This is a genomic window from Streptomyces sp. NPDC002520 (assembly GCF_053595235.1).
The window spans coordinates 1-24,378 of sequence record NZ_JBSFXG010000066.1 but is presented as its reverse complement, the minus strand read 5'-3'; the positions used below and the strand labels follow the sequence as shown (position 1 = coordinate 24,378).

17 protein-coding genes and 1 pseudogene are annotated in these 24,378 nt (G+C 71.5%); 9 read left to right on the top strand and 9 right to left on the bottom strand.

What is annotated here, in order from left to right; translation table 11 throughout:
- Positions 1-12: 12 nt before the first annotated feature.
- From ACWD5D_RS43390 to glgX, 6 genes are all read right to left on the bottom strand, one after another.
- Positions 13-2,052, bottom strand: a complete 2,040-nt coding sequence (locus ACWD5D_RS43390; RefSeq protein ID WP_451378283.1) for a M4 family metallopeptidase — start codon at positions 2,050-2,052, stop codon at positions 13-15.
- A 417-nt stretch (positions 2,053-2,469) separates the two neighbouring features.
- The gene (locus ACWD5D_RS43385) at positions 2,470-4,233 is read right to left on the bottom strand and encodes an ABC transporter ATP-binding protein (RefSeq protein ID WP_451378282.1); all 1,764 of its coding nucleotides are present in this window, start codon (positions 4,231-4,233) and stop codon (positions 2,470-2,472) included.
- Positions 4,230-6,041, bottom strand: a complete 1,812-nt coding sequence (locus ACWD5D_RS43380; protein WP_451378281.1) for an ABC transporter transmembrane domain-containing protein — start codon at positions 6,039-6,041, stop codon at positions 4,230-4,232. The genes ACWD5D_RS43385 and ACWD5D_RS43380 overlap by 4 nt, the downstream gene beginning before the upstream one ends.
- 24 nt (positions 6,042-6,065) lie before the next feature.
- On the bottom strand, positions 6,066-7,931 hold the full coding sequence (locus ACWD5D_RS43375) for an ABC transporter ATP-binding protein (protein ID WP_451378280.1): 1,866 nt from the start codon (positions 7,929-7,931) through the stop codon (positions 6,066-6,068).
- Complete coding sequence (locus ACWD5D_RS43370) at positions 7,928-9,793, bottom strand: ABC transporter ATP-binding protein (RefSeq protein WP_451378279.1); 1,866 nt, start codon at positions 9,791-9,793, stop codon at positions 7,928-7,930. Before ACWD5D_RS43370 ends, ACWD5D_RS43375 begins: the two co-directional genes overlap by 4 nt.
- A gap of 281 nt (positions 9,794-10,074) precedes the next feature.
- Positions 10,075-12,327: a glycogen debranching protein GlgX gene (glgX, locus tag ACWD5D_RS43365; RefSeq protein ID WP_451378278.1), complete on the bottom strand. Its 2,253-nt coding sequence runs from the start codon at positions 12,325-12,327 to the stop codon at positions 10,075-10,077.
- Between the two features lie 233 nt (positions 12,328-12,560).
- On the opposite strand from glgX, the gene ACWD5D_RS43360 reads away from it, so the two are divergent.
- The 6 genes from ACWD5D_RS43360 to ACWD5D_RS43335 all read left to right on the top strand — a co-directional run bounded on the left by ACWD5D_RS43360 (position 12,561) and on the right by ACWD5D_RS43335 (position 19,264).
- Positions 12,561-13,793, top strand: coding sequence for an Ig-like domain-containing protein (locus ACWD5D_RS43360; protein WP_451378277.1), 1,233 nt, complete (start codon positions 12,561-12,563; stop codon positions 13,791-13,793).
- Positions 13,794-13,960: 167 nt separating this feature from the next.
- Entirely contained in the window at positions 13,961-15,202 is a 1,242-nt protein-coding gene (locus tag ACWD5D_RS43355; protein ID WP_451378276.1) for a L,D-transpeptidase, read from the top strand.
- Between the two features lie 243 nt (positions 15,203-15,445).
- Positions 15,446-16,213, top strand: coding sequence for an enoyl-CoA hydratase/isomerase family protein (locus ACWD5D_RS43350; RefSeq protein WP_451378275.1), 768 nt, complete (start codon positions 15,446-15,448; stop codon positions 16,211-16,213).
- Between the two features lie 302 nt (positions 16,214-16,515).
- A complete protein-coding gene (locus tag ACWD5D_RS43345; RefSeq protein WP_451378274.1) occupies positions 16,516-17,019 on the top strand; it encodes an ATP-binding protein in 504 nt (167 codons plus the stop codon).
- 254 nt (positions 17,020-17,273) lie between these two features.
- The gene (locus ACWD5D_RS43340) at positions 17,274-18,083 is read left to right on the top strand and encodes a polysaccharide deacetylase family protein (RefSeq protein WP_451378273.1); all 810 of its coding nucleotides are present in this window, start codon (positions 17,274-17,276) and stop codon (positions 18,081-18,083) included.
- On the top strand, positions 18,083-19,264 hold the full coding sequence (locus ACWD5D_RS43335) for a YVTN family beta-propeller repeat protein (RefSeq protein ID WP_451378272.1): 1,182 nt from the start codon (positions 18,083-18,085) through the stop codon (positions 19,262-19,264). Before ACWD5D_RS43340 ends, ACWD5D_RS43335 begins: the two co-directional genes overlap by 1 nt.
- On the opposite strand, the gene ACWD5D_RS43330 is transcribed toward ACWD5D_RS43335, so the two are convergent.
- Complete coding sequence (locus tag ACWD5D_RS43330) at positions 19,235-19,894, bottom strand: N-acetyltransferase family protein (protein ID WP_451378271.1); 660 nt, start codon at positions 19,892-19,894, stop codon at positions 19,235-19,237. The two genes, ACWD5D_RS43335 and ACWD5D_RS43330, sit on opposite strands and share 30 nt — an antisense overlap.
- A 93-nt stretch (positions 19,895-19,987) precedes the next feature.
- Between ACWD5D_RS43330 and ACWD5D_RS43325 the strand changes: the two genes are divergently transcribed.
- From ACWD5D_RS43325 to ACWD5D_RS43315, 3 genes are all read left to right on the top strand, one after another.
- Positions 19,988-20,899, top strand: a complete 912-nt coding sequence (locus ACWD5D_RS43325) for a helix-turn-helix domain-containing protein (RefSeq protein WP_451378270.1) — start codon at positions 19,988-19,990, stop codon at positions 20,897-20,899.
- 59 nt (positions 20,900-20,958) lie between these two features.
- Positions 20,959-21,171 (top strand): EF-hand domain-containing protein, encoded by a 213-nt coding sequence (locus ACWD5D_RS43320; protein WP_451378269.1) that lies wholly within the window; start codon positions 20,959-20,961, stop codon positions 21,169-21,171.
- Between the two features lie 212 nt (positions 21,172-21,383).
- Positions 21,384-22,046 carry an NADPH-dependent F420 reductase gene (locus ACWD5D_RS43315; protein WP_451378268.1) on the top strand — a complete coding sequence of 221 codons (663 nt, stop codon included), beginning with the start codon at positions 21,384-21,386 and terminating at the stop codon, positions 22,044-22,046.
- A gap of 148 nt (positions 22,047-22,194) precedes the next feature.
- On the opposite strand, the gene ACWD5D_RS43310 is transcribed toward ACWD5D_RS43315, so the two are convergent.
- Together ACWD5D_RS43310 and ACWD5D_RS43305 are read right to left on the bottom strand one after the other, a co-directional pair.
- Positions 22,195-22,752 (bottom strand): GH25 family lysozyme, encoded by a 558-nt coding sequence (locus tag ACWD5D_RS43310; protein ID WP_451378267.1) that lies wholly within the window; start codon positions 22,750-22,752, stop codon positions 22,195-22,197.
- An 862-nt stretch (positions 22,753-23,614) separates the two neighbouring features.
- Positions 23,615-24,378 (bottom strand): annotated as a pseudogene (locus ACWD5D_RS43305) (hypothetical protein); the annotation flags it as partial.

Here is a 24,378-nt window from a genome sequence, read left to right as displayed (position 1 = left end):
GCCGGGCGGGGTCTACGGGAAGGTGATCTTCCAGCCGTTGATCGTGCCCGTGTCGTACGTCGCCTGGTCCTGGACCTTCAACGTCCAGGTCCCGTTGGCCGGTTCGGCGGAGGCGTTCACCGTGTAGGTGTCGGTGACGTTGTCCGCCGAGTCGGAGGAGCTGAAGCTCTTCAGGCGGTACGAGGCGCCGGACGGGCCGACGAGGTCGACCACCAGGTCACCGCGCCACGTGTGGCTGATATTCGGCGTCACCTGGAGGTTGCTCGGCGCGTTGCCGGTCCGCCCGGAGACCGTGATCGTCGAGGTGACCGCGGGCCCGTTGTCCGGGATCGACACCGGCGTGCTGCTCTCGAACGTCGTGCCCGTGCCGCCGCCACCGCCGGAGCGGGAGCCGACCGCGACGCCCGCCCAGGCGTCCTGCACCGCCTTGTACTCGGCGCTCGTGGTGCCGTACAGCTCACCGGCCGCCGCCAGGGTGCCGGTGCGGGCGCCCGCGTAGTTGGTGGTGGACGTGAACTTCGTGGTCAGCGCCTTGTACCAGATCTGCAGCGCCTTGTCGCGGCCGATGCCGGTGACCGGAAGGCCGTCCGCGGTGGGCGAGTTGTAGGTGACACCGTTGATGACCTTGGTGCCGCTGCCCTCGCTCAGCAGGTAGAAGAAGTGGTTGGCGACGCCGGACGAGTAGTGCACGTCCAGGTTGCCGACCCCGGAGTACCAGCTGTCGGCGGACCCGCCGTCCTTGCTCGGCTTGTCCATGTACCGCAGCGGTGTGCCGTTGCCGTTGATGTCGATCTTCTCGCCGATGAGGTAGTCGCCGACGTCGGTGCTGTTGTTGGCGTAGAACTCGACGCCGGTGCCGAAGATGTCGCTGGTGGCCTCGTTCAGGCCGCCGGACTCGCCGCTGTAGTTGAGGCCCGCGGTGTTGGAGGTGACGCCGTGGCTCATCTCGTGGCCGGCCACGTCGAGGGAGGTCAGCGGGTCCGCGTTGGCCGAGCCGTCGCCGTAGGTCATGCAGAAGCAGCCGTCGTCCCAGAACGCGTTCACGTAGGCGTTGCCGTAGTGGACGCGGGAGTAGGCGCCGACGCCGTCGTTGCGGATGCCGCTGCGGCCGAAGGTGTTCTTGTAGAAGTCCCAGGTCTCGGCGGCGCCGTAGTGGGCGTCCGCGCCGGCGGTGGCGGCGTTGGAGGTGGTGCCGTTGCCCCAGGTGTCGTTGGTCTGGGAGAACAGCGTGCCGGTGCCCGAGGTGCCGCGGTTCAGGTTGTACGTCTTGTGGCCGCCGCGCGCCCCGTCGGTGAGCGTGTAGTTCGAGCCCGACTGGGCCGTGGTCAGCGTCACCTGGCCGCTGTACTGGGTGTTGCCGATACCGGTTCTGACGCCCTGGTACTCGAAGAGCTTCTTGCCGGTGGTGGCGTCGGTGATGACGTGCAGCTGGTTCGGGGTGCCGTCGTCCTGGAGGCCGCCGACGACGGTCTCGTAGGCGAGGACGGGCTTGCCGGAGCCGGCCCAGATCACCTTGCGCGCGCCGTCCGCGGCGGACTTGCTGCCGCCGAGGGTCTTCGCCCGCGCCACGGCCTGCTTCTCGGCCGCGCTCTTCGCCACGGCCGGGGTGAGGTCGGCGACCTTCAGCGTGGCGCCCGTGGCCTTGACGACGTGCTCCGTGGCGCCGGACGCGGCCGTGTCGACGACGAGGTCGCCGCCGAGCACCGGGAGGCCCGCGTAGGTGCGCTCGTAGCGGGTGTGGACCGTGCCGTCCGCGTCCTTGACGACGTCCTTGACGGTCAGCTTCTCCTGCGAGCCGAGGCCGAGGGAGCGCGCCGTCCGGGCCGTGCCCGCGTCGGCGTGGCGTATCAGCTCGGCGCGCTGCGAGGGCGTGAGCTTGACGGCCAGGTGGGCGGCGTCGACCTTGCCGGCCGCCGGCTTCGCCGGGGCGGCGGTCGCGGCGCCGGTCTGGACGGCGGCGGCGATCAGCGCGGCGACGCCGGCGAGGGCGAGGCCGGCGGTGCGGCGGTGCGCTGTGTGGGAGGTGCGTCCGCGAGAGTTGCTACTCAACACTGACTCCTTCTGCGTGGCCGTGTGTTGCGCGGCCAGGGGAGACCGGACGGTGGGTTGGGGCGTCCGGGCAGAGCAATGCGGTGCGGCGGAACCGTGTACGCGTGCGGGACGCGTGTCGAGCCGGCCCACACGAACGCGGGAGAACGGTGGGGTTGCTGTGAGTCGGCCGTGGGAAGAGTGGCAGGTGATCAACGAATTTGTCAGGAGCGCGTCAGGAATTTGGCCGGAAAACAGTTCGTTGACCGGATGTTCATGTTCGGTATACGACCACCGGTGAGCGGCGGGGCCCGCCGACCGGCCGGAAAGCGCCGCTGCCCGGACCGCGCCCAGGCCCGCCCCCGCCCCCGCCCCCCATCCGGCCCAGGCCCGCCCCGGACCGCAGTCGGGTCCCGCTCCGGCCCTGTCCGGACGCGGCGCTCAGGCCGTCGCGTCGTCCCCGTGCCAGGTGCGCCAGAGGGAGGCGTACGCGCCGCCCGCCGCGACCAGTTCCGCGTGCGTGCCCAGCTCGGTCACCCGGCCGTCCTCCATGACCGCCACCCGGTCCGCGTCATGCGCGGTGTGCAGCCGGTGGGCGATCGCGATGACCGTACGGCCCTCCAGGACCGCGGCCAGGGCGCGCTCGGTGTGCCGGGCCGTCGTGGGGTCGAGCAGGGCGGTCGCCTCGTCGAGGATGAGGGTGTGCGGGTCGGCCAGGACCACCCGGGCCAGGGCCAGCTGCTGGGCTTGGGAGCCGTCGGTGGGGTGGCCGCTCGGACCGACGACGGTGTCGAGGCCGTCGGCGAGGTCGCGGACCCAGTCGTCGGCGCCGACCGCCTCCAGCGCCTTCCACAACGCGCCGTCCGTGGCGGCGGGTTCGGCGATCAGCAGGTTGTCGCGGACGGTGCCCAGGAAGACGTGGTGCTCCTGGGTGACCAGTACCACCTGGCGGCGCAGCCGCTCCGGCTCCAGCGCGGCGACCGGCACCCCGCCCACCGTCACCGTGCCCGACCCCGGGGTGTCGATCCCCGCGAGCAGCCTGCTCAGGGTCGTCTTGCCCGCACCGGACGGGCCCACCACCGCGAGCCGTTCGCCCGGCCGTACCGTCAGGTCCACCCCGTGCAGCACCTCACCGCCACGCTCGTAGGCGTACCGCACCCCGCGCACGTCGATCCGGTCGTCCGCCGGGGCGGGCGAGGAGCCGGCCGCGTCCGTCCGCTCCGCCCGCGCGAGCCCCTCCACGCGGGCGAACGAGGCGCCGCTGCTCTGCAGTTGCTCCACCCGCATCAGGATCATGTCCAGCGGCTCGGTGAGCTGGCGCAGGTACAGCGCCCCGGCCACCACGGCGCCGACCCCCATCGCCCCGCGCTCGTGCAGCCAGCCGCCGACCAGCAGCACCCCGACCACGGGGATGTTGTACGACACCTCGACGGCCGGGAAGAACACGCTGCGCAGCCGCAGCGTGTAGAACCGCGTGCGGCGGGAGCGCTCCAGCGCGTCGCGGCTCGCGGCGGTCCGCCGCCGCTGGAGCCGGAACGCCTCCACCGTGCGCGCCCCGGCCGCCGTCGCCGCCACGATCTCGGCGACTTCCGAGGTCGCCGCACCCTCGGCCAGATAGCCGTCCCGGGCCCGGCGCAGATACCAGCGCACCGCCAGCGCGATCGGCGTCAGCCCGAGCACCCCGAACAGGCCGAGCAGCGGGTCGAGCGCGAACACCGCGCCCGTCACGAACAGCGCCTGCACCGAGTAGACCAGCAGCTCCGGGCCGACGTCCCGCAACGTGGCGCCGACGGCCGACACGTCCGCCGTGCCGCGCGCGGTCAGATCACCGGTGCCGGCCCGCTCCACCACGGACGCGGGCAGCCCCAGCACCCGGTCCACGTATTCCTCGCGCACCCGGGCCAGCGTCCGCTCCCCGAACCGGTGCGCCACGTACCGCGCCCAGCGCGCCAGCAGCAACTGGGCCAGCGCGCACAGCAGGATCCACACCGCGAGCCGGTCCACCGCGGCGACCCCGCGCCCGGCCCGCACGTCGTCGACGATGCGCCCGACCAGCCACGGCCCCACCACACCGGCCCCGGCCGCCAGCGCGTTCAGCACCAGGGCCACGGCGAACGCCCGCCCGTCGGCACGCACCAGCCGCCCGGTCGCCCGCCGCACCGAGGCCCGGTCCGCGACCGGCAGCAGTCCCGTGTCCGTCGTCACCGTACGGCCCCCTCGGCATCCGTGACCCGATCCGTCCCGCCGGCCGCGGTGCCCGCGCCGCCCGAGGCGCTCCCGGCACCCTCGGCGCTCTCGGCGTGCTCAGCGCTCTCAGCGTTCTCGGTGTCCCGGGCCACCAGAGCCCGGTAGCCCGGCTCCCGCTCGAGCAGCCGGCGGTGCGGGCCGCTCGCGGTCACCTTGCCGTCGACCAGGAACAGCACCGTGTCCGCACGGTCCAGCACCAGCGGCGAGGTCGTCGTCACCACGGTCGTCCGCCCCTCCCGCGCCTCGCGCAGCCGCCCGGCGACCGCCGACTCCGTGTGCGCGTCCAGCGCCGAGGTCGGCTCCACGGCCAGCAGCACCTCCGGATCGGCGAGCAACGCCCGCACCAGCCGCACCCGCTGCCGCTGCCCGCCCGACAGACTCCGGCCCTGCCCGGCCACCACCGAGTCCAGCCCGTCCGGCAGCCCGCGTACGACGTCCTCGGCGGCGGCCGCGTACACCGCCCGGCGCACCGCGGCCTCGTCCGTCGTGTGCGCGGCGGCCACGACCTCCCGCAGCGGCCCGGCGAACAGGTCCGCCTCGTTGTCGGCGACCAGGATCCGGGCCCGCACGTCGTCCAGCGGTACGCCGTCCAGCCGCACCCCGCCCCAGGTGGCCTCGGTGGGCCCGTACCGGCCCAGCCGGTCGACCACGGCGGCGGCCTCCGCGGGCCGGGCGGTGACCAGCGCGGTCAGCCGGCCGGTCGCCACCCGCACGCCCGACGCCGGATCGTGCAGCTCGGCCGGCCCGTCCGGCGCGGGGAGCGTGCCCTCGTCCGGCTCCGGCTCCAGGTTCAGCAGCCGCACCACCCGGCGGGCGGCCACCACGGCCCGGTTCAGGTCGTAGTTCATCTCCACGAAGAACGCCACCGGCCCGATCAGCACCGCGGCATAGCCGTACACCGACACCAACTGGCCGACCGTGATGGACCCTTCGGCCGCCAGCCGGGCCGCGATCCAGGTCACCGCGGCCAGGAACAGGGTCGGCAGGCCCACACCGAGCGCCTGCACCCAGCTGGTCACCGCGCCCACCCGGTAGCCCTGCGCCCGCAGCCGCTGCGAGTCCCGCGCGAAGGCGTCCGAGAACAGGCCCTTGCCGCCCAGCCCGTTGAGGACGCGCAGCCCGCCCGCGAGGTCGCCGATGCGTGCGGCCAGCACGCCCTGGCGCTCCCGGTACTCGGTCTCCGCGCCCTGGAGCCGGCGCGTCAGCGGACCGGTGAGCAGGGCGATCACCGGCACCCCGAGCAGCACCACCGTGGCGAGTGCCCCGGAGATGGTCAGCAACTGCACGGCCACCACCGTGTACACGACGATAGAGCCCACCCCGGGCCCCATCACGGTGAGCGCCTGCGCCAGGGTTTGCACGTCACCGACCCCGATGGTGACGACCTCTCCTGCCCCGGCCCGGCGCCCCAGCGTGGCCCCCAACCGGGACGCGTGCCCCACGACCAGCTTGACCGTGCGGAAGTTGGCGTCCAGCCGCACCCGGGTCATCGTGCGGTGCCGCATGATGCTCAGCCAGGCGGCCACGACCCCGGTCACGAACATCGCCCCGGTCCAGCCGGCGAGCACCCCGAGCCGCCCCGGTACCAGGCCCTCGTCCACGGCCCGCGACAGCAGATACGGCTGGGCGGCCATCAAGACCAGCCACGCGCTGCCCAGCAGCGCACCGGTCAGTGTCCGGCCGGGCTGACGGAGGACCAGCCACCACAGGTAGCGCCAGCCGCCCCGGGTGTCGGGCGTGCCGGGATCCTCGTACGCGTCGATCATCCTGCCCCCGTTCCTCCGTCGGTGTTACGCGAGAGAGTCGCGCCACGCCTTGTGCAGATCCGCGAACCTACCCGAACCCGCGACGAGTACGTCCGGCCGGCCGTCCTCGATGATCCGCCCGTGCTCCATGACCAGAACCCGGTCCGCGATCTCCACGGTGGACAAACGGTGCGCGATCACCACGGCCGTACGGCCGCGCAGCACCGTCGACATCGCCCGCTGCACGGCCCGTTCGCCCGGGACGTCCAGGGAACTGGTCGCCTCGTCCAGGATCAGCACCGCCGGGTCCGCGAGCAACGCCCGTGCGAAGGCCACCAGTTGCCGCTGCCCGGCCGAGATGCGCCCACCGCGCTTGCGGACGTCGGTGTCGTACCCGTCGGGCAGCGAGCTGATGAACTCGTGCGCGCCGATCGCCTTCGCGGCCCGCTCGATCTCCTCACGGGTCGCCTCGGGCCGGCCGATCGCGATGTTCTCCGCGACCGTCCCCGAGAACAGGAACGCCTCCTGGGTCACCATGACCACTCCGCGCCGCAGTTCGGGAACCGCCAGCTCGCGCAGGTCGACCCCGTCCAGCAGTACCCGCCCCTCGGTGGGGTCGTAGAAACGGGCGAGCAGCTTGGCCAGCGTCGACTTGCCCGCACCCGTGGTGCCGACCACCGCGACCGTCTGTCCGGCCGGGAGCGTCAGATCGAAGCGGGGCAGCACCTCGCCGCCGGTGCGGTAGGCGAAGCGAACCCCGTCGAAGACGACCTCACGGCCGGGGAAGTCGGCTTCGCGCCGCGGCAGTTCGCGGGACGTGACCGGCTCCGGCACGGACGGCGTCTGGGCCAGCAGCCCGGCGATCTTCTCCAGCGACGCGGCCGCCGACTGGTAGGAGTTGAGGAACATGCCGAGCCGGTCGATCGGGTCGTACAGGCGCCGCAGGTACAGCACGGCCGCCGCCAGCACGCCCAGCGCCAGAGAGCCGGACGCCACCCGGTAGGCACCCCAGAGCACGATCCCCGCGACCGCCGTGTTCGCCACCAGCCGGGAGCCGACCACATAGCGGGCCATCTCCAGCAGTGCGTTCCCGTTGGTCCGCTCGTGGCGCCGGTTCAGCACGTCGAACTCGGCGTCGTTGACGGCTTCCCGGCGGAAGGCGCGTACCGGACGGATGCCGTTCATCGTCTCCACGAACTTCACGATCACCGCCGCGATCGCCGTCGATCGCGCCCGGAACACCCGCCCCGCGCGCCGCTGATAGAGCCGTACGAGCAGGTAGAGTGGCACGAACGAGGCGACCGCGACCGCCCCGAGGCCGAGATCCAGCCACAGCAGCATCGCCGAGATGTAGACGAAGGACAGGACGACGGTCACCAGCTCCTGCAGCCCCTCGTTGAGGAGTTCGCGCAGCGACTCGACGTCCGTCGTGGAGCGGGAGATCAACCGCCCCGACGTGTACCGCTCGTGGAAGTCGACGCTCAGCGCCTGGGCGTGCCGGAAGATCCGCCCGCGCAGGTCCAGCAGCACGTCCTGGCTGACGCGCGCGGAGGTCTCGATGAACGCGAACTGCAGGGCGCCGGAGACCAGCGCGCACAGCAGATACCCGACGGCCACCGCGATCAGCGGGCCGTGGTCGTGGTCCTTCCGAAGCGCCGGTACGGCGCTGTCGATGGCGTAGGCCACCAGCAGCGGGCCCGCCTGCACCGCCGCCTGCTGGAGCAGCAGCAGGAGCGTGGTGAGCGCGACGCGGGCCTTCATGGGGACGAGCAGGGAGCGCAGCAGGGCGGCCGTGGCGCCGGGCGGGGCGGGCAGGACGTCCCGGTCGAAGGGGTCGCCGGCGTTCTCGGGGCCCGGGTGCCGCTCGTCGTCGGTGGCGGGCGTCGGGCCGGTCGTGGTCGTGGTCGTCATCGGGAGTCCTCGCGTTCGCCTCGGTCGCCGGACATCAGGTGGGCGTACTCGGGGTTGGTGCGCAGCAGTTCGTGGTGGGTGCCGACGGCGGTGACACGGCCGTCCGAGAGGAGTGCGACCCGGTCGGCGAGCAGCACCGTGGAAGGGCGGTGGGCCACGATCAGCGCGGTGGTGTCCACGAGGACCTGCCGCAGCGCGGCCTCCACGGCCGCCTCCGTGTGCACGTCCAGCGCCGACAGCGGGTCGTCCAGCACCAGGAACTCCGGGCGGCCCACGACCGCGCGGGCCAGCGCGAGGCGCTGACGCTGTCCGCCGGACAGGCTCAGTCCCTGTTCGCCGACCCGGGTGTCGGGGCCCTGCGGCAGCGCGTGGGCGAACTCGGCCTGCGCGACGGCCAGGGCGCGGTCCAGTTCCGTCGCACCGGCGCCGTCGCCCGCTCCCATCAGTACGTTCTCGCCGACGCCGGCGGAGAACAGGGTCGGTTCCTCGAAGGCCACGGCGACCTTGGTGCGCAGTTCCTCCCGGGACATCGCGGTGATGTCGACGCCGTTCAGCGTGATCCGGCCCGACGTCACCTCGTACAGCCGGGGGACGAGCGCGGTGAGGGTCGTCTTCCCGCTGCCGGTGGCGCCGACGAGGGCCATGGACTCGCCGGGGCGGATGTGGAGGTCGACGCCGGTGAGCAGGGGAGGGGAGTCGGGCGGGGCGTCGGGGTAGCGGAAGCTGACGTTCTCGAAGCGCAGACCGCCCACGGAAGCGCCGCCCTCCGGCACGGACGGGCGTGCCCCGCCTGCCTCGCGTGCCCCGCCTTCGGCCGGCCCGCCTTGCGCCGGCCCGCCTTGCGCCGGCCCGGCGTCGGCCGACCCGGTTTCCGGCGCCTCGTCCATCACCTCGAAGTACCGCTCCGTGGCCGTCGCCGCCTCCTGGCTCATCGCCAGCAGGAAGCCGATCGAGTCCACCGGCCAGCGCAGCGCCAGCGCGGTGCTCAGGAAGGCGACCAGGGTGCCCGCCGACAGGTCGCCGTCGGCCACGCGCAACGCGCCGAGGACCAGTGCCGCCCCGATGGCCACCTCGGGCAGGGTGACGATGACGCACCAGATGGAGGCGAGAAGCCGCGCCTTGCGCAGCTCCGTGCCGCGCAGGGTGCCCGACAGCTCCCGGAACGCCCGTGCCTGGCTGCGGTGCCGGCCGAAACCCTTGATGATGCGGATGCCGAGCACGCTCTCCTCGACCAGCGTGGTCAGGTCGCCGACCTGGTCCTGCGCCCTGCGCGCCACCTCCGCGTACCGGCGCTCGAAGACCGCGCACGTCCACATCACGGGCAAGGCGGGCCCGAGGACGACCAGCCCCAGCACCCAGTCCTGCATCAGCATGATCACCAGGCCGACGAGGATCGTCACCCCGTTGACCAGCAGGAAGGTCAGCGGGAAGGCGAGGAAGAGGCGCAGCAGCATCAGGTCCGTCGTGCCCCGGGACAGCAACTGGCCGGAGGCCCAGCGGTCGTGGAAGGCCATCGGCAGCCGCTGCAGACGCCCGAAGAGGGCCGCTCGCATGTCCGCCTCGACACGCGACAGCGGCCGGGCCACCAGCCAGCGCCGGACCCCGAACAGCACGGCCTCGGCGATGCCGAGCAGCAGCAGGCAGAACGCGCCGAGCCACACCCCGGCCGGATCCCGGCCGGCGACCGGGCCGTCGACCATCCACTTCAGGACGAGCGGGATCACCAGCCCGGTACATGAGGCGACGATCGCGACGGACGCGGCCGTGAACAGTCGGGCCCGCACAGGGCGGACGTACGGCCACAGCCTCAGCAGGGAGCGAACGGCGGAACGGTCCTTGGTGGTTGCACGTGTCGTGGGCATCATCGCGAGCGTACGGACCGGCACTGACATCGCCCACCGAGTTTCGGCCCTACCCGGCTCCGCCTGTGGTCCTACGACCTCGGCGTTCGAACGGGCGTACCCAGCCGGTGCCGAGTCCGTTGCGCGCCTGTCCCGCGCCCGTCCCGCGCCCGTGCCGTGGGGTCGTAGGGCCGTATCGGCCGATCGGGCGATGCCGCTTCGAGCGGGACGGCCGATGTCCCGGAAGCGGTCCGTCCGGGAACGCCGCACCGGGCGGGCGTGATCCGCGTGACGCACGGCTCTCACACGGAGACGACCCGCAGCAGCAGCACACACCGCCCAGGCACCGTGATCTCCGTGCCCGCCTGACGGACCGTGCCCGGCGCCTGGGCCTGCTCCTCGCGGGAGGTGTCCACCACGACCTCGTAGCGCTCCGCCCACGGCGCGCCCGGCAGGACGAAGCCGGTGGGACGGTCGCCCGCGTGCAGCACCGCGAGGAAGCTGTCGTCCACGACGGGCGCGCCCCGCTCGTCCCGGCCGGGGATGTCCCGTCCGGACAGATACATGCCAAGCGTGGCGGCGGGGGCGTACCAGTCGCCCTCGGTCATCTCCTCGCCCCGCGGGGTGAACCAGGCCAGGTCCCGCAGCCCGTCCGCCGAGTGCGCGCGGCCGGAGAAGAAGGCGCGGCGGTGCAGCACCGGATGCCGGTGACGCAGCGCGATCAGCCGGGAGGTCAGGTCGAACAGGGGCCGCCAGTCCGGGTCGTCCAGCAGCGACCAGTCCAGCCAGCTGATCTCGTTGTCCTGGCAGTAGGCGTTGTTGTTGCCCCGCTGGGTGCGGCCGAGTTCGTCGCCGGCGACCAGCATCGGCACGCCGGTGGACAGCAGCAGCGTCGTCATCAGGTTCCTGAGCTGCCGGCGCCGCAGCGCCCGCACCTCCTCGTCCCGTGTCTCGCCCTCCACCCCGCAGTTCCAGGACCGGTTGTCGTCGGTGCCGTCCCGGTTGTTCTCGCCGTTGGCCTCGTTGTGCTTGCGCTCGTACGACACCAGATCGCGCAGGGTGAAGCCGTCGTGCGCGGTGACGAAGTTGACCGAGGCGTAGGGGCGCCGGCCGCCCCAGGCGTACAGGTCGCTGGAGCCGGACAGCCGGTAGCCCATCTCCCGTACGTCCGGCAGCGCATGGCGCCAGAAGTCGCGGACGGCGCCCCGGTAGCGGTCGTTCCACTCCGTCCACAGCGGCGGGAACGCGCCCACCTGGTAGCCGCCCGAGCCGATGTCCCACGGCTCGGCGATGAGCTTGACCCGGTGCAGCACCGGGTCCTGGGCGATGACGGCGAGGAACGGGGAGAGCATGTCGACGTCGTGCATCGAACGGGCGAGCGCGGCCGCCAGGTCGAAGCGGAAGCCGTCCACCCCCATCTCGGTGACCCAGTACCGCAGCGAGTCCGTGATCAGGCGCAGCACCTGCGGCTGGACGACGTGCAGGGTGTTGCCGCAGCCGGTGTAGTCGGCGAACCGGCGCGCGTCGGGCTGGAGCCGGTAGTAGCCGCGGTTGTCGATGCCCTTCAGGGAGAGTGTCGGCCCCAGTTCGCCCGCCTCCGCCGTGTGGTTGTAGACGACGTCGAGGATGACCTCGATGCCGGCCGCGTGCAGCGCGCGGACCATCCGCTTGAACTCGCCGACCTGCTGACCCGTCGTACCGGAGGCCGCGTACGCCGCGTGCGGGGCGAAGTAGCCGATGGAGTTGTAGCCCCAGTAGTTGGCGAGGCCCCGGCGCAGCAGATGGTCCTCGTGCGCGAACTGGTGGACCGGGAGCAGCTCCACGGCCGTCACGCCCAGCTTCACCAGGTGCTCGATCGCGGCCGGGTGCGCGAGCCCCGCGTAGGTGCCGCGCAGTTCCTCGGGGATGTCCGGGTGCAGCCGGGTGAAGCCCTTGACGTGCAGCTCGTAGATCACCGAGTCCGCCCACGGCGTCTTGGGGCGGCGGTCGTCGGACCAGTCGTCGTCATCGTGGACGACGACGCCCTTGGGCACGTACGGCGCTGAGTCCCGCTCGTCGCGCACGGTGTCGGCGACGGGCTGGTCCGGCCAGTCCCGGACGTGTCCGTACACCTCCGGCGGCAGCCGGAACTCCCCGTCCACCGCGCGTGCGTAGGGGTCCAGCAGCAGCTTGGCCGGGTTCCAGCGGGCGCCGGTCCACGGGTCCCAGCGGCCCTCCACCCGGTAGCCGTAGCGCTGGCCGGGCATGATGCCCGGCACGAAGCCGTGCCAGATCTCGTGCGTCAGTTCGGTCAGCGGAACCCGCGTCTCCCGCCCCCGCTCGTCGAACAGACACAGCAGTACGGCCTCCGCCCCGGCCGCCCACAGCGCGAAGTTGGTGCCCGCGGCCCCGTCCGGACCGACCCGGAACCGGGCCCCCAGCGGCGTCGGCGCACCCGGCCACACGGGCGGCGCGGGCGGTACGGCGCGACGGGCGCCGTTCACCACGGCGGCCGGATGGCCGCTGTCCGCGGCCGGCTCCTCGGCCCGTGCCCGCTGCTCGGCTGCGCTCGTCACCAGTCGCCCCTCATTTCGGTGGCTCGGCCCCGGGGCGCCCGACCGTGCCGAAGGGCCGGGCGTGCCCCGGGCCTCTCGACCCCGGGCACGCCCGGCCGCGCGGTATGGCTGCGCCCCGGCGGCTCCCGACCCGGGCGCGGCGGCTCCCCTTCGTGTCGTCCTCCCCACAGTTCTGCCCAGCACGGGCGTCGCACTCACGTTTCCCCGGAGCGTGCCCGATCGTTGTGTCCTGCGTGAGGCACGTACAAGGACGCGCACGGCGCGCGCTGGCCGCGCTGGCAGCGGCACTGACATGGGCGGGACTGCTGGCCGGGGCGGCCGGCTGTTCCTCGGACGGCTCCGGCCCGCTGGGCATCGGCGGGCCGCTGGGCAAACCCCCACGCCCCGAGGACGTCATCCGGGTGAGCCCGGACGACGGCAGCAAGGAGGTCCGGACGGCCGAGCGACTGCGGGTGAGGGTGCCCGGCGGCCGGCTGGAGAAGGTCACCGTCGTCAAGTCGCAGGACGCGCAGGAGTCCCCGGTCCCCGGGCACATCAGCGCCAACGGGACGACCTGGGAGCCCGACGACGAACGGCTCGCCCTGGCCGCCCAGTACACCGTCGACGCGGTGGCCCTGGACGCACGTGGCCGCCGCTCGGCACGGCACACCACCTTCACGACGTACATCCCGGACCAGCGGTTCATCGCCTACGTCACGCCCGAGAACCGCTCCACGGTCGGCACCGGGATGATCGTCTCCCTGGCCTTCAGCCGGGACATCACCGACCGGGCCGCCGTCGAACGCGCGGTGAGCGTCAGTGCGAAGCCTCCCGTGGAGATCCGCGCGCACTGGTTCGGCAAGAACCGCCTGGACTTCCGCCCCGAGCACTACTGGAAACCCGGCACCGAGGTCACCGTCGACCTCGCGCTCCGGGACGTCGAGGGCGCCCGAGGGGCCTACGGACTCCAGTACAAGACGTTCTCCTTCACCGTCGGCCGCAGCCAGGTCTCCCTGGTCGACGCGGCCAGACACCGGATGGAGGTACGGCGCGACGGGGCGCTCCTCGCCACCGTGCCGATCACCGCGGGCGCACCCCAACACCCCACCTACAACGGCAAGATGGTGGTGATGGACATGCTCGAGGTCACCCGCATGAACAGCCAGACGGTCGGTTTCGGCGGCGAGTACGACATCCCCGACGTCCCGCACGCCATGAAACTCACCGACTCGGGCACCTTCCTGCACGGAAACTACTGGGCGCCGGACGCACCCGGGCAGGTCAACGTCAGTCACGGCTGCGTGGGTCTGATGGACGTGAAGGGCGGCAGCTCGGACACCCCGGCGGGCTGGTTCTTCGACCGCACCCTGGTCGGGGACGTCGTCGAGGTCGTGAACAGCAAGGACAAAACCGTCTCACCCGACAACGGCCTCGGAGGGTGGAACATGGCGTGGAACGAGTGGAAAGCGGGCAGCGTGCTCAAGTAGCCGGGTGAACCGCGGGGTTGGCGGGCGAGGGCGGCGGCCGAAGTTGCGACGGAACGGTGACATACGGCCGACGCCCAGCCCGAAACCCTGCGGTTACCATGCCCGAACGGGCGCGTGGGGCGCGCCGGGGTGTGGGCCTTTGACCAGGCCTTGGAGGGGAGAAACAAGTGAACAAGCGGCCGATATCGGGGGCGCCGGCGGGGAACCGGCGAATAGGTCGTCGTCATCATCGGGGGACGGCGCTCATGACCGGAGCGCTCGTGCTGGCCCTCGCCGCGTGCGGCGGGGGCGGCAAAGCGGGGGCAGGGGCGGGGGACGGCAAGGGTTCGGGGGCGGAGCAGAGCAAGCAGTCGACGGCCGCCGTCAGCATCGCGCCCAAGTCGGGCGCCACCGGCGTCGACACCAGCGGCGCCCTCAAGGTCGGCGTCACCAAGGGCAAGCTGACCGAGGTCACCGTCAAGGACGCCAAGGACGAGAAGGTCGCCGGAACCATCGCCGCCGACGGTGCCTCCTGGACGCCGTCCACGCATCTCGCCGGCGACACCGAGTACTCGGTGCACGCGGTCGCGAAGGACTCCGAGGGCCGTGAGGCCGCCGAGGACTCCACGTTCACCACGCTCACGCCGAAGAACACCTTCGTCGGCTACTTCACCCCCGAGGACGGCTCGACCGTCGGCGTCGGCATGCCGTTCTCCGTGCGCTTCACCCGGGGCATCACCAACCCCGGGGACGTCGAGAAGGCCATCAGGATCAAGACCGAGCCGGCCGTCGACGTCGAGGGCCACTGGTTCGGCAACGACCGCCTGGACTTCCGCCCGGAGAAGTACTGGAAGTCCGGCACGAAGGTCACCGTCGAGCTGAACCTCGACGGTGTCGAGGGCCGTGACGGCGTCTACGGCAAGCAGCACAAGACGCTGAAGTTCACCATCGGGCGCAACCAGGTCTCCTACGTGGACGCCAAGAAGCACACGATGAAGGTCACCCAGGACGGCAAGACCGTCAAGACCATCCCGGTCACCACCGGCAAGCCCGGTTACGACACCTGGAACGGCCAGATGGTCATGAGCGAGAAGCTCGTCGAGACCCGCATGAACGGCGAGACGGTCGGCTACGGCGGCGAGTACGACATCAAGGACGTCCCGCACGCCATCCGCCTCACCGACTCCGGCACCTTCATCCACGGCAACTACTGGGGCGGCGGCGCCTTCGGCAACTACAACGCCAGCCACGGCTGCGTCGGCCTTCGCGACGTGCGCGGCGGCTACTCCAAGAGCGTGCCGGCGGCCTGGTTCTTCAACCACTCCCTCGTCGGCGACGTGGTGGTCGTCAAGAAGTCCCACGACCGCACGGTCGACCCCGCCAACGGCCTCAACGGCTGGAACATGTCGTGGGCCGACTGGACGAAGTGACCCCCGACCGACCCGCGGGCCCGGTGCTGTGACCTACGGCACCGGGCCCGTCGCCGTTGGTCCCCGTGCTGTGCCTGCCTGGGGGGCGACCCTCGGACCCCCGGCCGGGTGTGACCGACCGCACCGGCCCGCTTGCCGTTGGTCCCCGTGCTGTGCCTGCCCGGGGGCGACCCCCGGACCCCCGGCCGGGTGTGACCGACCGCACCGGCCCGCTTGCCGTTAGTCCCCGTTAACCTGCTGCGCATGACCGTGAATCTCGAAGTCGCCGAAGGTGTCGGAACCCTGCGCCTGGACCGGCCGCCGATGAACGCGCTGGACGTGGCCACGCAGGACCGGCTGAAGGAACTCGCCGAGGAGGCCACGCGCCGCGACGACGTGCGTGCCGTGGTGATCTACGGCGGCGAGCGGGTGTTCGCGGCGGGCGCGGACATCAAGGAGATGCAGAACATGGACCACACCGCGATGGTCCTGCGCGCCCGCGCCCTGCAGGACTCCTTCAGCGCCGTGGCCCGCATCCCCAAGCCCGTCGTCGCCGCCGTCACCGGCTACGCGCTCGGCGGCGGCTGCGAACTCGCCCTGTGCGCCGACTACCGCATCGCCGCCGACAACGCCAAGCTCGGCCAGCCCGAGATCCTGCTGGGCCTCATTCCGGGCGCCGGCGGCACCCAGCGGCTGCCCCGCCTGGTCGGCCCCTCCAAGGCGAAGGACCTCATCTTCACGGGCCGCATGGTGAAGGCCGACGAGGCGCTCGCCATCGGCCTGGTGGACCGGGTCGTCCCGGCCGCCGAGGTGTACGAGCAGGCGCACGCCTGGGCCGCCGGGCTCGCCCAGGGTCCGGCGCTCGCGCTCCGCGCGGCCAAGGAGTCGGTCGACACCGGTCTGGAGACGGACATCGACACCGGGCTCACGGTGGAACGGAACTGGTTCGCCGGGCTGTTCGCCACCGAGGACCGCGAGCGGGGCATGCGCAGCTTCGTGGAGGAGGGGCCGGGCAAGGCGAAGTTCCTCTGACCGTCCGGAGGTGACAGGGCGCAACAACAACTCACCTTGGGCGCCTTGTAGTTGACGTGTCGTCTGGTTCGGGTCCCTCGTCGGGGCGGATTATGGGAGCCTTAACGCAACCTTAAGTCTGCCTCGTCGAGGGAGCCTGACGATTGCCCGGAAGTGAGTCGTCGCCGCAGGTCGACCAAGCCGCATCGGACCATGACATGCCGTCGGCATATGTCGATCGAATGGCGTGGAACCGGGGCGTGCGAGGGGCGTATTCCTCCGGAACGGCCCCGGGGGCGGTCTCGGACGGCCATCATGGGGGCATGGCGGGGCTGGAGGGCATCGATCAGCCGCGGGGACACAGCCGTGCGTCCGCGGCACGCTGGTCGCCCGCGGTCGAGGACGAACAGGCGCTCAAGGCGCTCGAGCTGTTCGGCAACCCGACGGAGGCGGAGGTTCCGCTGCCGTCCCGCCCGGAGTCCGCCGCCACCGCACGCCGGCTCACCCAGATCGTCGTCCTGCGCCACTGGGGACTGAGTCCCAAGATGACCGAGGACGCGGTCTTACTCGTCTCCGAACTCGTGGGCAACGCCGTACGGCACACCGGCGCCCGCGTCTTCGGACTCCGCATGCGCCGCCGCCGCGGCTGGATCCGCGTCGAGGTCCGCGACCCCTCGCGCGGGCTGCCCTGCCTGATGCCGGTTCAGGAGATGGACGTCAGCGGTCGCGGCCTGTTCCTGGTGGACAAGCTGTCCGACCGGTGGGGAGTGGACCTGCTGCCCCGGGGCAAGACGACGTGGTTCGAGATGAGGGTCGCCGACCGCTGAGCGCTCCGCTCGGCGCTCCGCCGGGCATCCGGTGCGTCGTCCGCGCGGGTCCGTGGTGGCTGGTCGAGCCCACGCGACGGAGCCGCATGTCGATACGGCCCCGCGCCCCTTCAGGGGGCGCTGCCGCGCCACGCCGGACTTCGCCGGACCCGCTTGGCTCCGGCCGGATCGCCGTGGAGGCGCCGCGACCCGAAAACCTCGCCCAATCGGGCCAATCGGCGCTTTTCTTACCTATCGCCCCTTAAATGGTGCGCGTGACCACGACCAACCGACGCGGGATGCTGCGTGCGGGCGCCGGGCTCGTCGCCGGAGGTGCGCTCGCCGCCGGGTGCGGAGGCAGCCCGGCCGCACCGAGCGCCACCACGACCTCCGAGGCCCCCTCCTCGTCGACCTCCTCCGCCCGCGCGGCCGGCCACCCCGCGACCACCCCGCGGGCCGCGCCCGCACCCCGCGCCTTTCCCGGGCAGCCCGCCCAGATCACCCACGGCCCGCGCACCCGCCCGAACGTCGCCCTCACCTTCCACGGCCAGGGCGACCCCGCCCTCGCCACCTCCCTGCTCGACGCGGCCGAACAGCGCGGCGCCCGGCTCACCGTCCTCGCCGTCGGCACCTGGCTGGACGAACACCCGGACCTCGCGCGCCGCATCCTCGACGGCGGCCACGACCTCGGCAACCACACCCAGCGGCACATCGCCGTCAACACCCTGTCCGAGAGCGCGGCCCGCAAGGAGATCACCGACTGCGCGGACCGGCTGAAACGGCTCACCGGATCCATCGGCACCTGGTTCCGCCCCTCCCGCGCACCGACCGCCTCCGCGCAGGTCGCCCGGCTGGCCCGGGCCGCGGGCTACCCGCACGTGCTGTCGTACGACGTCGACTCGCTCGACTACACCCGCCCCGGCGCCGACGCCGTCACCCGCAAGGTGCTCGCCGAGGCGCGCGCCGGATCGGTGGTGAGCCTGCACTTCGGATATCCGGACACGGTCGCCGCCCTCCCTGCCGTACTCCACGAACTCGACCGCCGCGGCCTGCGCGCGGTCACCACCACGGAGCTGCTGAGCTGATGCGAACCACGAACGCCGCCCGCCTCCTGGCCGCCGGAGCCGCCCTCACCGCCCTGACCCTGCTGTCGGCGTGCGACGGCGCCAGCCGGCACAGCGAGAACGAGGACCTCGCCAGCAAGGCGCCGCCCCAGGTGAAGCGGCAGCAGATGGACGTGCTGCCCGGGATGCCCCCGGTCCAGGACCCGGCCGACCTCTACGCGGCCGACCGCCCGGGCCGCCTCTCCCCGGTCGTCAAGGGCTTCCCCTCCCGCGTCTACGTCCCCAACACCAACTCCGACACCGTCGACGTCATCGACCCGAAGACGTACAAGATCATCGAGACCATCCGGGTCGGCCGCCAGCCCCAGCACGTCGTGCCGTCCTGGGACCTGAAGACCCTGTGGGTCAACAACGACCTCGGCAACAGCCTCACCCCGATCGACCCGAAGACCGGCAAGGCGGGCAAGACGGTCCCCGTGCACGACCCGTACAACCTCTACTTCACACCGGACGGCAAGTACGCCGTCGTCATGGCCTCCATGGACCGCCAGCTCGTCTTCCGCGACGCGCACACCATGAAGACCGTCAAGGCCGTGCCGGTCAGCTGCTACGGCGTCAACCACGCCGACTTCTCCGCCGACGGCCGCTACTTCATCGTCTCCTGCGAGTTCAGCGGCGAGCTGCTGAAGGTCGACACCGCGAAGATGAAGGTGGTCGCCCAGCAGAAGCTGCCGTACCACGGGGCCATGCCGCAGGACGTCAAGATCTCCCCGGACGGCAGGCTGTACTACATCGCCGACATGGTCGCAGGCGGCGTGTGGATCCTGAACGGCGACACCTTCGGCAAGCCGACGTTCCTCGCCACCGGCAAGGGCACGCACGGGCTGTACATCAGCCGGGACTCCCGCCAGATGTACATCTCCAACCGGGGCGAGGGCACCATCTCCATCTTCGACTTCGCCCAGAACCGGCTCACCGCCAAATGGCGCCTGCCCGGCGGCGGCAGCCCCGACATGGGCGGGGTCTCGTCCGACGGCAAGGTGCTGTGGCTGTCCGGCCGCTACAACGCCGAGGTCTACGCCATCGACACGCGCAACGGCACCCTGCTCGCCCGCATCAAGGTCGGCAAGGGCCCGCACGGCCTCGCCGTCTACCCGCAGCCCGGCCGCTACTCACTCGGGCACACCGGCATCTTCCGCTGATCCGCCGAGGAGCAGCGCCTCCGCGCCCACCACGCGGTATCCGGCCGCCTGGAACGCCCGCATGCTGCGGGCGTTCCCGGGCGTCACCTGCGCCCACAGCGGCTCGTCGACCAGCTGCCGGGCCGCCGTGACGAGCGCCCGGCCCAGACCCCGGTGCCGTACCCCCTCGTCCACCTCGACGGACACCTCCAGCCGCCCGGCGATCCCGCGCCCCGTCACCAGCACCCCGCCGTCCGCCTCCCAGGCCCGCACCTCGTCACGGCGCCAGCGGGCGTAGGCGATGCGCGGATGGCCGGTGTCCTCGATCTCCCGCAGCGCGAGCGGGGGCTCGCCCGGCAGCGGAGAGCCGACCAGGGCCGCGTCGACGCTCTCCGTCCGGCGGCCGGTGCGGTCCAGGAACGCGGCGAGGAAACGGGCGTTCATCGGCGCCGCGAGCGGATCGCAGTCCACCGCGTCCAGCGTCTCGTACACCCACTCCGGGGCCTCGTCCGTGAAGACGACCGTGTGCCCGGTGAACGCGATCACCCCCGCGTCCCGCTCGCAGTGCTGCGGCACGACCGTCGTACGGCCGTCCGCCGGCGGGAAGACGCCGTACGCCGCCGCGTCGAGAATGTCCCGCAAGGTCTCCACACCGCACTCCTTCAACGCTCCCCGGGACTCTCCCCGAGCCCTTGAGCCCCGAGCCTTGAGTCTCCACCCACTGGAAGGCACACACTCGCAGACGTGATCGACGACGGCACCGGACTTCTCACCATCGGCGAGCTGGCACGAGCCACCGGCCTGACGGTGCGCACCATCCGCTACTGGTCCGACGCGGGCGCGCTGCCCCCGGTGGCCCGGTCGGCGGGCGGCTACCGGCTCTACGACGCCGCGAGCGTCGCCCGTCTGGAACTGGTCCGCACCCTGCGCGAGCTGGGCCTCGGCCTGGACGACGTGCGCACCGTGCTGGCGGGCGAACGGACGGTGGCCGAGGTCGCCGCCACACATGTGACGGCGCTGGACGCGCAGATCCGGTCGCTGAAGGTGACGAGGGCGGTGCTGTCGTCCGTGGCACGGCGCGGTTCGAACGCGGAGGAGATGACCTTGATGAACAAACTGGCACGGCTGTCGGCGGCCGAACGGCAGCGGATCATGGAGGAGTTCGTGGCCGAGACCCTGCACGGGCTCGACACGGTCGACCCGGACGTGCGGGAACGGATGCGGGCGATGGCCGTCCACCTGGCGGAGAATCCGACGCCCGAGCAGGTCGACGCCTGGGTGGAACTGGCCGAGATGCTCCAGGACCCGCAGTTCCGGGCGCAGATGCGCCGGGCGGTCGAGTTCAACGCCGCCGACCGGGAGCCCGGCGCACCGCGCGGGCGGTCCATGTGGTTCGCCAAGCGGCTCGTGGAACTGGCCGCCCCGGCACGCGAGCGCGGCCTCGACCCCGCGACGCCCGAGGCGCAGCAGGTGCTGCGGGAACTGTTCGGGGACACCGACCTGGGCTCCGCGCTGGAGCGTATGACGGCCGGCTTCGACGAGCGGGTCGCCCGCTACCGCGAACTGCTCGCTCTCGTGAACCAGCAGCCCATGCCCCCGCACGCCGAGGACTTCGCATGGGTGGTCGCTGCGCTCCGTGTTCACGCGGGCAGTTAATCTGACCTGCGTCAGTGCGCCAGTACGGCATGAGAAACACGAACAAAAGGGGCGGATCGGTGGCGGACATCGAGGAAGCACGCAAGCAGTTCCAGCGGATCGACGCGGACGGTGACGGATTCATCACCGCGGCCGAGTTCAAGTCCGCCCTGGCCCAGCAGGGTGACTGGAACGTCACCGAGGCGGTGGCCGAGGCCATCATCAAGAGCCGTGACCTCAACGGCGACAAGGTCCTGTCGTTCGACGAGTTCTGGGCCCACCTGAGCAAGTGAGGCAGGGGCGCCGGGGCGTTCGGCAAGCGGGCATCCCGCGGACCGGCCCCGGCGCCGACTCGCCGGCGGCACCGCCCCGGCCTCGCCCCGCACTCCCTCTCGACGGTCTCGGCCGTCACTCGTTCGCCGTACCCGCCGGAATAGGTCTCCGCGCCCCGGGGTTGTCACCGGGCGACGGACGCATGCGCATGCATTGACCTGGAAGGCCCCTCATGAAGATCGGCATCATCGGCGCGGGCAACATCGGCGGCAACCTCACCCGGCGGCTCACCACCCTCGGCCACGACGTCTCCGTGGCCAACTCGCGTGGCCCCGAGACCCTGAAGGAACTGGCCGAGGAGACCGGCGCGACCCCGGTCCCGGCGGCGGAGGCCGCCGACGGCGCCCAGGTCGTCGTGGTCACCGTCCCGCTGAAGCGGATCCCCGACCTCCCCGCCGGCCTGCTCGACGGCGCGGCCGAGGGCGCCGTCGTGATCGACACCAACAACTACTACCCGCAGCAGCGCGACGGCCGGATCGCCGGGATCGAGGACGAGGGCCTGACCGAGAGCCGCTGGACCGAACGGCACCTCGGACACCCCGTGATCAAGGCCTTCAACGGCACCTACGCCCAGGACCTCCTGGACCGCCCCCGCCCGGCCGGCGACCCCGGCCGACTGGCCCTTCCCGTGGCCGGTGACGACCAGGCCGCCAAGCGGGTCGTCCGCGACCTCATCGACGAACTCGGCTTCGACACGGTCGACGCGGGCGGCCTCGACGACTCCTGGCGCCAGCAGCCGGGCACCCCGGTGTACGGCCTGCAGGGCGGCGTGGACGCCGTGCAGAAGGCCCTCGCGGAGGCCTCCCCCGAGCGGTCGGCGGACTTCCGGGGCTAGGGCCTGTCGTCGAACTCCCGTCTGCCCCGCGACGGCCGCCCCCGGGTCCTGCCCTCGACCCGCCGCAGCCGCGACCCCGGACGACGGGGTGTCCGGCGCCGCGCACCGGCTCCACCGGTCGCCGCCAGGCACCCCGTTCGCCCGCGGGTCACGCGTCCGCGGCCCAGGCGCGCAGCGCCGCCCTGGTCTCGAAGGCGGCCACGTCCTTGTCGTGGGGCTCGCTGCTGTACTGGTGGAAGCGCCACTTGGCCTTGATGCGGGGCTTGCCCGCCGTGACGTAGTCGGCGATCCAGAGGCCGTCGCCCGCGTAGGAGGTCGTGTCGACGTTCAGCCAGTAGTCCCGGTTCGTGTACAGGATCACCTGGTTGTCCGGCCGGAGCTCCTTCAGGGTCCGGATGAACAGGTCCTTCTCGGCGTTGCTGGCGTGCGTGCCCTCGCTGGTCGTCTCCCAGTCGACGGCGAGCAGGTCGCCGCCCTTCTCCGGGGCGTGCTCGACGAAGTACCGGGCCTGGGCGGCGATATGACCCGGCCACAGAAAGTGGTAGAAGCCGACGACCAGCCCCGCGTCACGCCCGTGCTTCGTCTGGGCCGTGAGTCTCGGGTTGACGTACGAACGCCCCTCCGTCGCCTTGATGAAGACGAAGGAGAGGCCGTCCGTGTCGTACGACGACGACTGGTACGCGCTGACGTCGATGCCGTGCAGCATGAGGGGGGCTCCCTTGAGCGTCAGTGGGGGGACAGGAGTTGACAGTTGTATGCCCCACCCTGGCACGCCGGACCCGCCGTTGCACCCGAAATGTCAGCCCTGTACGGCCAACGCCCTCAGCACTCGATGATGTTGACCGCCAGGCCGCCGCGAGCCGTCTCCTTGTACTTGACGGACATGTGGACGGCTATTGATCATGGCGTTGACCTGCAGTTTTGGCATGCCGAGGCTTGCCTTGAATCACGGCGGGGACTTTTTGGGGACTTCTTGTCGTGAGCTGATTACAACGTATCCCATGCTGCGTGAGACGCCTGCGGGGTTGGGCAGTTGATGCTCGGGCGCCAAGCGATGGCTTCGGCGATCCCCGTACTCGTAATCCGTAGATCTCGGATTCGAATCCCGAAAGCGGCTCATCGAACCCCCAGGTCAGGCCTCTGACCTGGGGGTTCCTTGTATCCATTGATATTGAAAGCTGGGCTAATCGGACATGTGTGGTCTCCGCATCGCGAGTCGGGACCGTGCAATGGGGGGGCGCGGTGGACAACCGGTGGACAAACGCGCTTGGCGCCCCGCCAGGATCCGCCGCTGCCGCGGTGGCGATGGTGAAGTCTGCAGGCTGAGATCGCTGCGGAGCAGCCAGTGCTGAACGGGATGCGATTCGATATGAAGGCGGGGGAGTTCGTCCGCGGTGTCCGATAGGAGGGCGTGCTGCTCCTCAGTGACAGGCCGGCACACTCCTGGTGTTGCAAGCCGACCTCTACGGCATCAGGATTCGGTACCAGCGGACGCCCGTCGGGTGAGTGACGAAGATTTGAGGACAGACGGGGTGGTAGACGGCGGCGTCATGATGGTCACGCCCCGCTTAGCGGATGATGACGCCCGCTCCGTCCGTCTCTGGCCAGTCGAAGTCCTCGCCGATTTGAAGCAGAACATCCACCATGATGCCGAGTCGTCGGCTCAGGACCATCGTGAATTCCTGGAGCCAGTCGTGGCCGCTGTCCTCTTCGCCTTCGCCCTTGAGGACAAAATAGGTATCCACGTCGTGGACGGTAACGAAGAGATTGACCCAGCCTCCGATTGACACTTTGCCCCCGCCGAAGGAGGCATGGTTCATCGCTTCCATGACCTCACCGTAGTACCCGGGGCGCGGCCAAGCGCCGCCAGCGAAATCCTCCCATGTCTCCCGAACAGCTTCAGCAACACGGTCTTGATCAGGTGGTTCTGCCTCCTGTCGCGCTCTCTCCCAGAGTATGGCCACCTCGCGGTCGATCCTGTCTTGCTGTTCATCGAGGTTAACGTCTGCATCCCAGCGGATCCGCTCAGCGAACGCCAGCGCGAGGCGGACAGCCGTGTCCTTACTCGGAAGCTTGGATTTGGTCATAGAGTCGCTGAGGGTGGTGGGTGATACGCCCATGACGCGCGCGAGTGAACGCATCGACGGGTAGTGCGCTTGGCAGTGCAGCTCGTGCAACCGGTCGTTGAGTTGACGGTGAGCGCCGGGCAGCAAGTCCGGCTTGGTGAGGGGGCTTCCCACTGAGCGTTGTTCAACCTGAATTCGCTGGTCATGGGGCTGGCGTGAGCGGGGGCTGAGGTGCTCGTGCCGGTCGGGGGCGTGATCGGTAGCAG

Coding starts and splice junctions, on each gene's coding strand:
- ACWD5D_RS43380 (WP_451378281.1), bottom strand. CDS start 6,041: ATGATCGACGCGTACGAGGATCCCGGCACGCCCGACACCCGGGGCGGC.
- ACWD5D_RS43375 (WP_451378280.1), bottom strand. CDS start 7,931: ATGACGACCACGACCACGACCGGCCCGACGCCCGCCACCGACGACGAG.
- ACWD5D_RS43370 (WP_451378279.1), bottom strand. CDS start 9,793: ATGCCCACGACACGTGCAACCACCAAGGACCGTTCCGCCGTTCGCTCC.
- ACWD5D_RS43350 (WP_451378275.1), top strand. CDS start 15,446: ATGACCGTGAATCTCGAAGTCGCCGAAGGTGTCGGAACCCTGCGCCTG.
- ACWD5D_RS43345 (WP_451378274.1), top strand. CDS start 16,516: ATGGCGGGGCTGGAGGGCATCGATCAGCCGCGGGGACACAGCCGTGCG.
- ACWD5D_RS43335 (WP_451378272.1), top strand. CDS start 18,083: ATGCGAACCACGAACGCCGCCCGCCTCCTGGCCGCCGGAGCCGCCCTC.
- ACWD5D_RS43315 (WP_451378268.1), top strand. CDS start 21,384: ATGAAGATCGGCATCATCGGCGCGGGCAACATCGGCGGCAACCTCACC.
- ACWD5D_RS43310 (WP_451378267.1), bottom strand. CDS start 22,752: ATGCTGCACGGCATCGACGTCAGCGCGTACCAGTCGTCGTCGTACGAC.